Below are 10,685 nucleotides of genomic sequence, written 5' to 3'. Positions count from 1 at the left end.
GAAAACTCGTCTACTAGAAAGCCTTTCGAGTAGAATTCCTCGCGTGAACCCTGAAAGAAACTATCGAGATGACCCGAGCCTCCTTCTGCGTCTGCCGGAAGATCAATGGTTCGAGCGAAAGTCTTTCCGTATCAAGCCGAAGGATCTCGCCAAAACCATCGTCGGCATGGCAAATGCGGAGGGCGGCATTATTGCTGTCGGAATTACTGACCGGGAGTTTGATGGGGCACCGACGCCTAAACAGGACAATGATCTGAGACAAACATCGCTCGACCACACAGATCCAACCGTGCGCGTTCGAATCGAGCCGTTCGATGTCGGCGACGGTGCGCAGGTTTACCTGTTTCATGTAGGTCCGAGTGAGCATGTGCATTATTTGCGGTCGGGGGACTGCTTCCTGCGTGTCGGCGACGAATCTCGGTTGCTGAATGCAGACGGCATTCTCGAACTGCGTTACACCAAGGGTGAGCAACAGTTCGACGCGACGGTGCTGCCCCGTGTCGGTATGGGTGATCTCGATATGGAGATCGTTGGTGAATATGCCAACGTTATTGGTTCTTCTTCCGCTGAAGACGCTCTTAAAGCAAGAAATCTCATCGACCGCGAAGGTAGGCCCCGCACAGCAGCACTCTTGCTCTTCGGTAAAGACCCGCAAGAGTTCTTCCCTAATGCGCATGTCCGTGTTCTGCGGTTCGGTGAGGATGAGCGGCTCGCGGGGCATCAGCAACAGCTTTTGGCCGACGACCGGTTTGAGGGGCCGTTGCCGCAACAAATTGGGGCTGCTCAGCGGGCGATTGAGGGGATGCTGCCGCAAGTCCGGCGCCTGGGTGCTTCGGGGTTGTTCGAGGATGAAAATCTCATCCCGCACGACGTTTGGCTTGAGGGATTAGTAAATGCTGTCATTCACCGGTCGTACAGCATGGCTGGCGACCATGTGCGGTTCGAGATCTATCCATCTCGCATCGAAGTTTCGAGTCCGGGGCGCTTTCCCGGTTTGGTGGACCCCACACGACCAGAATCTATTGCTCGATTTGCGCGCAATCCTCTCATTGCGCGGGTGACGGCAGAGCTTCGGATTGGCCAAGAACTCGGCGAGGGTATCCGCCGTATGTTCGCAGGTATGCGGCGAGTGGGTTTTGCTGATCCGATTTACCAACAGACGAGCGGAAGTGTTCTGCTCACGTTGAAGGCGGTTCAACGGCTTGATCCGAAGACCGCGGACTCCCTCCCGCCTCACGCCGGCAGTGCCCTGTCAGTCATGCAAGCGAAAGGCAGGCCAATGTCTACGGGGGAGGTTGCAGATGCTTTGGGGATTTCGAACCCTCCTGCCCGCCGCGCGTTGAAAGCGCTGCGGGAGGAGGGCCTTATTCAATGGCGCGGTAAAGGTCCTCGGGACCCTCGGGCGGTATGGCTTTTGGAAGGGCCTTTGCGGTAGCTCGAAAGCTACTAGAAAGCTACTCGAAAGGGAATGTTTCTAGGTTGAGCTGCGAAAACTCGTCTACTAGAAAGCCTTTCGAGTAGATTCTTTCGAGTAGTTCTATGCGTACGCGAGGCGCCGCGTGCCGTCCACGTGCGGGTACAGCAACCACGCCGCCACTGCTGCAAGGATGCCAACCAGCAGCCCCGCCACCGCGGACCAGTGCACCAGCGGGCCCATCATGAGTACCAGCCACCACGCCATGAGCGGCACAACCATGCTTATCGACGGCACCCTGCTGACATTTTTCTCCTCAGCAAACGCCGCAATCTGCTTCCGGTAGGGGTGCAGCCACGTCACCGCGATAGCAACAACAACGCAGACCAGCGCCGTGATCGCCTTGATGCCCAGCGGCGCTTCGGACACCATCACGCCCACGGAACCGCCCACAGTCAGCGAACCCACCGCGCGCACGACGGCGGGCGTGGGGATCGGAGTGACGCGGTTGCGGACCTCGTTAGCGCTGATCGGGATCATGTCAGAACCTCCAGTTCTCAGCCTTGAGTAGGCCGAAAAAATTGATGCATGTGACACCATGCTCGTCGGCGACATTGGGAATCTTCAAATTCCGGCCTTGAACTCCGGGTCCCTTTCTTGTTTCCTGAGTCACGAGGATCGACCCCTCGATTGCTGCATGCGCGATGACGAAGGGATCAGCGGCGTTTTGTTTCTCAACTACCCAGTCTGGGTGGGCGGTTGAGATTTTGGCTGCTATCTCATAGTCCTGCTCCGTGTGTGGATGGACGAATTCATCAATGGATCTTGTCCATTTGTGAAGGTCGTCGGTACCTCGCTTGATCTCTTCTTCGACCATCCCGCAAATGCAGGCGCGACCATCTGTGATCAACTCTTCGACATTGCTCCAAACACTCGCGAAATGTTCGCGGGGATACCAACGCTCCATGTTGATCAAGATGTTGGCATCGAAGGTGTAGGAAGTCATCCTGCCTCACTTCGATAGGCATCAATCAGTTTGTCGACGGTTGGTACACGCGAATCGAGGAAATACGATGCATCGAGAATGCTAATTTTCTCTTCTTCTAACGCACGAGCCACCGTGCCCACGTACGTTGCGCCGAGATCCCGGTAACGCATCCGCCAATATGCTGGCCCGGCTTCCTTCTTTTTCATCTGGTCGCGTTCTTGTTTCCATGCGGAATTGCTTAACGACATTTCACGTTTCACGGCCGATTCGTTGACCACACCGAGGTTTTTGAGCCGAATAGCCGCAGCAACCCGGCTTACCTTGAAGTGGGTGGCAATTACGTCGACGAGGTCATCGCTATCTAGACCAGATAGTTTCTCCGAAACTGCTGCCCCTGGCATAAGAAAGTGTGCAGCGAAAGAGTTAACTAACGCTTCTTCAGTGTCGGTCTCCTCGAGCAAGCACAACCCGCTGCTGCGGTTGATGAGGTGGCCCAATTCATGGAAAAGGGTAAACGTCTTTCCTGCAGAGCTGTCTTTTCCGTTGAGTAGAACAATCGGCAACACGTCGTGATAGACAGAGAGGCCGCGGAAGACTCCACGTTCCACATCCGAAGTTTGGAACACCATGATCCCATGGTTTTCCAAAAGGTCGCGCCACATTTTGAAGCCAGCGTCTTTTGTTGGTCCGGTAGGAACAAAAGAAGGCTCGAGCTCCAACAGAGAACGCATCGCTGCTGCTGCCTGCTGCTCTGTGCCCCAGTGAAAAGCGGTAGGGAATGTGATTCCGGCGTGAGAAGGTTGGCTGTACTCCAGCATGATCTCGCGGTAGCGTTCCGCCCTTCGCAGCGCTTTAGTGGTGGCTGCGTCGAGCCCATCGGCTTCGGGGGACTGCCGGAAATCAACCGTAGGGGGGACATCTGCTTGGGCTGGCGGTTCGGTGAAGAAAAATGCGGGTGTGCGGTCGAGCTTTTTCGCTACATTGACCAGTTGTTTGAACGTTGGCTTCGCGGTGCCGGTTTCAAAGGCGTCAATCTGCTTTGCCTTCACTCCGATTGCATTTGCTAGCTCGCTTACTGTGAGACCAGATACCTGACGTGCCCATGCGAGCGTTTGCGGTTGAATTGGAACCCGCTCCATCAGTCTGCCTCCTTCAGCTGTGCGAATGTTCGGATAGGAAATGATGCTGCTGAGCGTACTCAATCTGGTTCAATGCGTATACAAAAGCTGATTCGCGTGAAAGACTTTCATTCCTTGAACAGCGAAAAGAAGTTGAAAATAATTTAGCAAGCCTGTTCGACCAGGGGCGTTGCCTGCGTCGACCCCGGGGTGCATACTATCTGGCGTGAGTGGAACACCTATTCGAGCGTTATCTGCGGCGGCGCACCTGCATGAAGTGGGCGAAGCGCCTGCTCAGCTGACGCGTGCTGAGCAGATCGCGGAACTGCGTGCGCGCATGGCTGCGCTCGGCGGGGAGGTCCCTCAGGAGGTTGCGGCTGATACTGAGGTGCTCACGATCAGCGGTGGTCTTTCGACTGTGTTGCCGAATGGTGGCTTGGCGCGAAGGACGGTCACGCACGTCAGTGACACACCCGCGCTGATCGTGGAGCTCATCGGCCAGGTGGTGGAAGCCGGTGGGCGCGTAGGCGTGGTGGGGTGGCCGGAGCTGTCGTACGCCGCCATCGGTGCAGATGCGCTTGAGCGGGTCGTCGCGGTGCCGGAGCCGGGTATCGACGACCTCTCGGTGGCGGGCGTGCTCGCCGAAGGGCTTGACCTGGTGGTGCTGCGCACTCGCAGCCCGTTCCAGCTCACCCCGGTGCGCGCCCGGCCGCTGCTGGCCAGGATCCGGAAAGGGCAAGCGGCGCTTGTGTGCGTCAACGTTGCGGTGCCGTCGCCGGCGCTCACACTGACGGGCACGCTCGCACAATTTCACGGCATCGGAAGAGGCACGGGGCGCATTACCGGGATCGATTTCGATGTCCGCGCAGAGGGCAAGGGGTACCGGCCGGCGAGTGCACGGGTGACGTTGGGTGCTGGTGGTGAGCGGGTCGTCGATAGGCGAAAGCTGCGGCTAGTTACATGAGGGTTGCTGCGTTGTGGTTCCCGGACTGGCCCGTGCAGGCCGCGAAGTTGGAGTCCGGCGACGAGTTGGTAGAACCCATTGCGATTGCTGCGCACCACAGAGTGAAGGCGTGCTCGCAGGCGGCCCGCCAACTGGGTATCCGGCGTGGAATGCGGGTGCGAAACGCACAGGCGGCGGCGCCGGAGCTGACGGTGGTGGAGGACAACGCCGACCGCGACGGCCGGATGTTCGCAGCACTTGCAGCGGGTCTCGACGATGTCGCGGCGAGCGTGGAAGTGCTGCGCCCAGGCCTTGTCGTTGCGGACCTTGAGGCCGCGGGCAAGTTCCACGGCAGTGAGGACCGTGCGCTCGAGATGCTTATCGACGCCGCCTCGCGCCGCGGCATCGACGCCCTTGCCGGTGCCGCCGACGAGATCGCCACCGCAGTGATCGCCTCGCGCTCGTCTGACGTGGTGGCCCAGGGGCAGTCGGCGACGTTCCTGGCAGACCAGCCGCTCGGTGTGCTCGTTGCTGAGGAAGCACTTGGCGCGGACACGGACACGGTGCGGGCGCTGGAGCAGTTGGGGATTTCCACGCTCGGGCAGTTGGCGGCGCTGCCCCCGGCGGCTGTCACCACGCGCTTCGGCCAGTCCGGGATGCTCATCTACCGGATCGCCGCAGCCACGCCGGACCGCCGCGTCGCGCCCGAAATTCCCGTGGAGGACCTCGCGGTGGCGATCACTCCGGAGGACCCGATCGACCGAGTTGATGCTGCAGCGTTCGCCGCCCGTGCGCTGGCCGCCAGCCTGCACGAACGGCTGAAGGAAACGGGGCGGAACTGCCTGCGGCTGAAGGTGACCGCCGAACTTGGCGACGGCACCCGCGTCGAACGCGTCTGGCGCACCCGCGAAGCACTCACCGAGGCCGCGACCGCCGACCGGGTGCGCTGGCAACTCGACGGCTGGCTGACCGGCGGCGGTGCCGGTGAAATTACAAGTCTCATCCTGGAACCGCTCGAACTCGCCGCCCCAGAACCCGTCGGCGAACTGTGGGCCGACGGCGCCTCCACCGACACCGCCCGCCGCGTCGTGGAACGCGTGCAATCCCAACTCGGCATCGACGCGGTGCTCCAACCCCGGCTCGTCGGCGGCCGTGGCGTGGTAGAACGGGTGCAGATGGTGCCGTACGGGGAGGCGGGGCCGGTCGTCGACAAGCTGTCCTGGCCCGGAGCAATCCCAGCACCGCTGCCTGCGCGCCTCGGCGGCGGCATTGAGCACCCCGCCTCGCGCATCGCGCTTATCGACGACACCGCAACCCCCGTCATCGTCACCGCCGAAGTGCTGCTCTCAACCACGCCGTACGCCCTGGCCTGGGGCGATCGCCGGTTTCTGGTTACCGGCTGGGCCGGGCCGTGGCCCGTGGATGAAGGATGGTGGGCCCAAACCGAAGGGGCCACAGGACGGCTTGCGCGCATGCAGGTGGTCGGGCGCGAAGGCGGGCCAGACGGCGCGGTGACAGGGTGGCTCCTTGTGTGGAGCAGACGCAGCTGGCGTGTCGAGGCGGTGTACTAACGGTGGGGTGAGCGGTGCGATTAGTTCTGGACGATGTCGACGACCACGCGCTTCGGGTCCTCCAACACCTGCACCGAATACGGCAAAGCAGAGCGCAGACCCACCACGACCTGGCTGCGGCCCTCATAAGTGCCGGCGCTGATCACGTCGATGACGTTGCCGGTATCGCCAGCCATCTTTACCTCAACGTCGGAATCCTTACCCATCTCAAACGGGTAGACGGTGCCGTCGACGTTGATGTTCAAAAACGCGTTACCCGCGACCTTCAACGGCTGGCCCGTGGTCTCCTGCATCGGGGTGGAGGTGTAGTCCACAAACCAGCCCGGATCCCCGTCGCCCTCAAGGTCCACCACGACGCGGTCGAATCCCTCATGTGCACCAACACGGACCGCGGTGACCACAAGCTGTGACGGTGCCGACGGGCGCTGCGTCTTCGGAGACGGGTCAGCGTTGCCCAACGGTTTCACACGGGGAGAGCTGGCGGACAAGCTGCTGGCCACCGTTTCGCCGGCCCCAAGGCTGGGTGTGGTGCAGGCGGTGCAGGCAGCGATCGTCGCTACGCAAGCGCCCATGACCGCAGCGCGGAAGGAACCGGAATTTTTTTGCATTAAGCCACCGTAACCAGCAGGAGGAATCAGAACAAAAGCCTCAGAGCGAAATACCCAAAAGGTTATCTAACTGTTACAGAAGTGAATGTTGTTCAAATGGGTCATCTAATAAGTTAGGCCAAGCTTGGCTATGGTGGTGACATGCGACAATTGCCCTGCTCAGATGTTGAGGTTGAACCGCTGCCCGGCACCGCCAAGCCCGGCGCTACCTACGTCATCTTTGAGTGGCCCGACCCGTGGCCCCGCGACGTGATTTCCAACGCCGCACTTGGCGAAGAAATCACCCCCAAAATCTCCAAACACCTCGACGAATACGACGCATCCCTGCTGCTCATCCGCCATCCAACGCGCGAAGGTCGCAACATTGAGGATCACCACCTCTATCTCGTCTTCGCCGACGAAGGCATCACCGAGGTCCTCCATGTGGACGGGCCAGAAGACATTTTGAACCTCGACCTGTCGGGGCCTGGCAAAAACGGTGGGAAGCGACGGGAACGTCCGCTGCTGCTGATCTGTACCCACGCCAAGCGCGATGTCTGCTGTGCCGTAAAGGGGCGCCCGCTGGTCAACGCGCTGCACGAGCGCTACCCATTCGGCCCGGGCAACGACGTTGCGTGGGAGGTCTCCCACATCAAGGGCCACCGCTTCGCCGCAACCATGATGCTCATGCCTTGGGCATACAGTTTCGGCCGCATGAACGTGGAGGCCACCGACGCGATGCTCACAGCCGCGAAGCGGGGCGACTACTTCGTGCCCGGCAACCGCGGACGCGGCACGCTCACCCCGGTGGAACAGGTTGCCGAGGTCGCTGTCGCCAGCGAGGTTGCCAATCCTCGCTACGGTGAGTTCGATGTTGCGCCGGCGCGTGTCGACGACACCACCGCCACCGTCAACGTCACCACGCCCGGTGCGGAATACGTCGTCGAACTGGAACAACGCTCGGTCAGTGGCATCGTCGACTCATGTGGCAAGGACCCCAAGGAAGGCACTGCCTGGGTCGCGGTCAACGTGCAGGAGCGTTAGGGGAGCTAGGCCCTACATGTACTCGCCGAGGACTTCAGCCACTGACCCGATGACCCGGTCTGTGGCTGCTTTCACGTCGGCGGGGGAGTGGTGGAAACTATGCGAGTGGTCGGCCAGAGCGTGCATAGTCAGGTCGTTCCATGAGTCGCCGAACGTGTAGAGCTCAACGCCATCGCGGTTGATGCCGAGTATCTCGAACAGCTCGAGGATGCCGGTGCCTTTCGACCGGCCCGGTGCCATGAGGTCGATGTAGTCCTGGTTTTGGGCAACTTCTACGTCGCCGAGTTTGGTGGCCCAGGCGATGACTTCGGCGCGCAGGGCGTCGTCGCTAGGAATCCAGAACGGGATGACGGCGAACTGGTGGTCTGGGATGTCGCGAATGCCCATCGGGGTGAAGTGGGCTGTGAAGTCGTGGGTGCGGCCGGTGTTGTTCGCAAAGACGCCGTCTACGCGTCCGATGGTGGTACCGAAAATAGCCAGTCCTTCGCGGCTTCCGAACTGTTCCACGGCGGCACGCAGGACGGCACCGTCGAGTTCGTGGCTGAAGATCAGGTCACGGTTGGCACCGTCGGTGGCGGACGCACCGTTGGACAGCACCTGGTAGTCGAACGCTAGCGTGCTGCCGGCCATGCCGTGGGCGAGCGCTGTACGGGAGCGTCCGGTGGCAGAAATGGCAAGATGCCCGGCTTTGCGCCAGGCATCTATTGCGGCGATATCCTCCTGGTCGAAACCGTGGGGAGGGTGGTGGAGAGTGCCATCGAAGTCGAACGCCGCTACCTTCATGGCACTTCAATCTACCGGCGCATGACCTTCTTGGACAGCCAGTTGCCCAGGAACTGGGCGAGCTGGACGATGACCACGATGACCAGGACTGCAGCCCAGGTGACTTGTGGCTCGAAGGCGCGGTAGCCGTAGACGATGGCGAAGTCACCCACACCGCCACCACCGATGTAGCCGGCCATCGCAGACATATCGATGACTGCGATGAAGATGAAGGTGTAGCCCAGGATCAACGGGCCGAGTGCCTCCGGCAGGATCACCGAGGTGATGATCTTCCAGGGGCCGGCACCCATGGAGCGGGCGGCCTCGATAACACCGGGGTCGATGGCGACGAGATTTTGCTCCACAATGCGCGCCACGGTGAACGTGGCAGAGAAGCACATCACGAACGTTGCGGCAGCGCGGCCGATGGTAGTGCCCACGACCTCCAGAGTCAGTGGGTACAGCATCGCGATCATGATGATGAACGGGATTGGCCTGAAGAAGTTCACCGCAACGTTGATCAGGGTGTAGACCACGTTGTTGCGCAGGATGCCACCTGGTCGGGTGGTGTAGAGCAGCATGCCCAACACCAGGCCGAAGAAGCCACCAACAATCATGGTGATGGCGACCATCCACAGGGTGTCGCCGATGGCGTCGAGGAAGGTGGGGCCGAGGTTGTCCCAGTTCGGTTCAGCGAGCAGGTATTCGGTCATCGGGTGATCTCCTCAATCTCGGTGCTGCGCTGCAGTGTGGCCAGGAATTCGTTGATAGCGGCGTCGTCGCCGTTGAGGCGGACGGTCATCTTGCCAAAGGAACGTTCCTGCAAGGTGGTGATGCCGGCGTGGACCGGCTCGATGACAACACCGCGCGTGCGGGCGGTCTCGGCGGCGCCGAAGAACCCGGAGTCCTCGGAAAGATCCACGGTGAACAGGCGGCCAGGCTTGGTCAGCAGTTCGGCGCGCTCAACATCATCGGGGGTGTTGCGCAGGCTCGTCGCTGCGAAACGCTGGGCGACGGGGGTCTGCGGGTTGGCGAAGACGTCGTAGACCCCGCCGTACTCCACAACACGACCGTTCTCCATTACGGCAACCTTGTCGGCGATGGCTCGGATGACATCCATTTCGTGGGTGATTACCACGATGGTGATGCCGAGTTCTTCGTTGACGCGACGCAGCACTCCGAGCACCTCGTGGGTGGTTTCGGGGTCGAGTGCGGACGTGGCTTCGTCGGCAAGCAGCAGCGACGGGTTGGTCGCAAGTGCTCGCGCGATGCCGACGCGCTGCTTCTGGCCACCGGAGAGCTGCTCCGGGTAGTTCTCGCCACGGTCAGACAGACCGACGAAGTCGAGCAGTTCAGCAACGCGACGCTTACGTTCCTTCTTGTCCACACCGGCCAGTTTCAGCGGGTACTCGATGTTGCCCGCTGCGGTACGGGAGGAAAAGAGGTTGAACTGCTGGAAGATCATGCCGACGTTGCGGCGGATCTCGCGAAGTTTGCGCTCGGGCATACCGGCGACGTTTGTGTCGTCGAGAAGCAATTCGCCCGAGGTTGGCATATCAAGGCCGTTAATGAGGCGGACAAGCGTTGACTTGCCGGCACCCGAGTAGCCGATCACTCCGAGGATTTCGCCTGGCTCGACGGTCAAGGTGACGTCATCGACGGCCTTGACCTCGCGCTCTTTGGTTTTGAAAACCTTGGATACGTTCCGGAACTCAATCCGGGTGCCGGTTGTTGTCATTTACTTGTACTCCTCCACAAGTCGGTCGAGGATCTCGTTGAGCTCCTCCTTGCTGCGCTGGACCTGCACGGCGGTGCCGTTGGAATCCTCGTCAAGCGCTGCGGTGACCTCCGGCGACTGCCAGACGTCGACCAACTTGGCGTACGTCTCGTTGTCCAGGTCATCGCCTGAGACAGTGAATACGTTGATGTACGGCTCCGCAAGCTCGGAGTTCGGATCGTCGGCCGCGACCGAGGAAGCCGGGTCGATACCTGCGCGTGCCAGCCAGTTGTTGTTGATCACAGCCGGGCGGCCTTCGTTGTAGGCGTTCGGCGTCTGGGACGCATCCACAGCGACAACCTTGACCTTGGAGGCATCCTTATCGATGTCCGCCGGGGTCGGGGTGAGCTTCGGCGCGCCTTCACGCAGCTTCAGCAGGCCAGCCTGAACCAACACGTTGATCGCGCGACCCTGGTTGGACGGGTCGTTCGGGACAGCGATTTCGGTGCCCTCGATGCCGTCGAGCGAGTCGTGGTCCTTC

12 protein-coding genes are annotated in these 10,685 nt (G+C 60.9%); 4 read left to right on the top strand and 8 right to left on the bottom strand.

All coding sequences use genetic code 11. The features are described from left to right. The first annotated feature begins 43 nt into the window (after positions 1 to 43). Complete coding sequence (locus tag HMPREF2690_RS08945) at positions 44 to 1,435, top strand: RNA-binding domain-containing protein (RefSeq protein ID WP_070820702.1); 1,392 nt, start codon at positions 44 to 46, stop codon at positions 1,433 to 1,435. A 102-nt stretch (positions 1,436 to 1,537) separates the two neighbouring features. On the opposite strand, the gene HMPREF2690_RS08940 is transcribed toward HMPREF2690_RS08945, so the two are convergent. Genes HMPREF2690_RS08940 through HMPREF2690_RS08930 form a run of 3 tightly spaced genes read right to left on the bottom strand, consistent with a single transcriptional unit; the run spans position 1,538 to position 3,604 of the window. Continuing rightward, positions 1,538 to 1,954, bottom strand: coding sequence for a hypothetical protein (locus HMPREF2690_RS08940; RefSeq protein WP_070820701.1), 417 nt, complete (start codon positions 1,952 to 1,954; stop codon positions 1,538 to 1,540). A 1-nt stretch (position 1,955) separates the two neighbouring features. Then, entirely contained in the window at positions 1,956 to 2,420 is a 465-nt protein-coding gene (locus HMPREF2690_RS08935) for a DUF4411 family protein (protein WP_070422792.1), read from the bottom strand. Then, positions 2,417 to 3,604: a helix-turn-helix domain-containing protein gene (locus HMPREF2690_RS08930; protein ID WP_168167297.1), complete on the bottom strand. Its 1,188-nt coding sequence runs from the start codon at positions 3,602 to 3,604 to the stop codon at positions 2,417 to 2,419. Before HMPREF2690_RS08930 ends, HMPREF2690_RS08935 begins: the two co-directional genes overlap by 4 nt. A gap of 142 nt (positions 3,605 to 3,746) precedes the next feature. Between HMPREF2690_RS08930 and HMPREF2690_RS08925 the strand changes: the two genes are divergently transcribed. Both HMPREF2690_RS08925 and HMPREF2690_RS08920 read left to right on the top strand, forming a co-directional pair. Then, positions 3,747 to 4,484, top strand: coding sequence for a hypothetical protein (locus HMPREF2690_RS08925; RefSeq protein ID WP_246819538.1), 738 nt, complete (start codon positions 3,747 to 3,749; stop codon positions 4,482 to 4,484). Next, complete coding sequence (locus HMPREF2690_RS08920; RefSeq protein ID WP_070820699.1) at positions 4,481 to 6,034, top strand: Y-family DNA polymerase; 1,554 nt, start codon at positions 4,481 to 4,483, stop codon at positions 6,032 to 6,034. The genes HMPREF2690_RS08925 and HMPREF2690_RS08920 overlap by 4 nt, the downstream gene beginning before the upstream one ends. 20 nt (positions 6,035 to 6,054) lie before the next feature. On the opposite strand, the gene HMPREF2690_RS08915 is transcribed toward HMPREF2690_RS08920, so the two are convergent. Beyond that, on the bottom strand, positions 6,055 to 6,642 hold the full coding sequence (locus tag HMPREF2690_RS08915) for an AMIN-like domain-containing (lipo)protein (RefSeq protein ID WP_246819537.1): 588 nt from the start codon (positions 6,640 to 6,642) through the stop codon (positions 6,055 to 6,057). Positions 6,643 to 6,783: 141 nt separating this feature from the next. Between HMPREF2690_RS08915 and HMPREF2690_RS08910 the strand changes: the two genes are divergently transcribed. After that, positions 6,784 to 7,665, top strand: coding sequence for a sucrase ferredoxin (locus HMPREF2690_RS08910; protein ID WP_070820698.1), 882 nt, complete (start codon positions 6,784 to 6,786; stop codon positions 7,663 to 7,665). A gap of 12 nt (positions 7,666 to 7,677) precedes the next feature. Here the strand turns inward: HMPREF2690_RS08910 and HMPREF2690_RS08905 are convergent, their stop codons facing one another. From HMPREF2690_RS08905 to HMPREF2690_RS08890, 4 genes are all read right to left on the bottom strand, one after another. Then, a complete protein-coding gene (locus tag HMPREF2690_RS08905) occupies positions 7,678 to 8,448 on the bottom strand; it encodes an HAD family hydrolase (protein ID WP_070820697.1) in 771 nt (256 codons plus the stop codon). Positions 8,449 to 8,459: 11 nt separating this feature from the next. Beyond that, complete coding sequence (locus tag HMPREF2690_RS08900) at positions 8,460 to 9,140, bottom strand: methionine ABC transporter permease (protein ID WP_070482425.1); 681 nt, start codon at positions 9,138 to 9,140, stop codon at positions 8,460 to 8,462. Then, on the bottom strand, positions 9,137 to 10,165 hold the full coding sequence (locus HMPREF2690_RS08895; protein ID WP_070450483.1) for a methionine ABC transporter ATP-binding protein: 1,029 nt from the start codon (positions 10,163 to 10,165) through the stop codon (positions 9,137 to 9,139). The genes HMPREF2690_RS08900 and HMPREF2690_RS08895 overlap by 4 nt, the downstream gene beginning before the upstream one ends. Beyond that, the coding region (locus HMPREF2690_RS08890) for a MetQ/NlpA family ABC transporter substrate-binding protein (RefSeq protein ID WP_246815400.1) at positions 10,166 to 10,685 on the bottom strand (520 nt) is incomplete at its 5' end. It abuts the gene before it with no gap.

Origin of the sequence: Corynebacterium sp. HMSC034E11 (assembly GCF_001835905.1) — a bacterium.
GTDB lineage: Bacteria > Actinomycetota > Actinomycetes > Mycobacteriales > Mycobacteriaceae > Corynebacterium > Corynebacterium coyleae.
The sequence above is the reverse complement of the archived record's forward strand: the minus strand, read 5'-3'. Positions and strand labels throughout refer to the sequence as shown.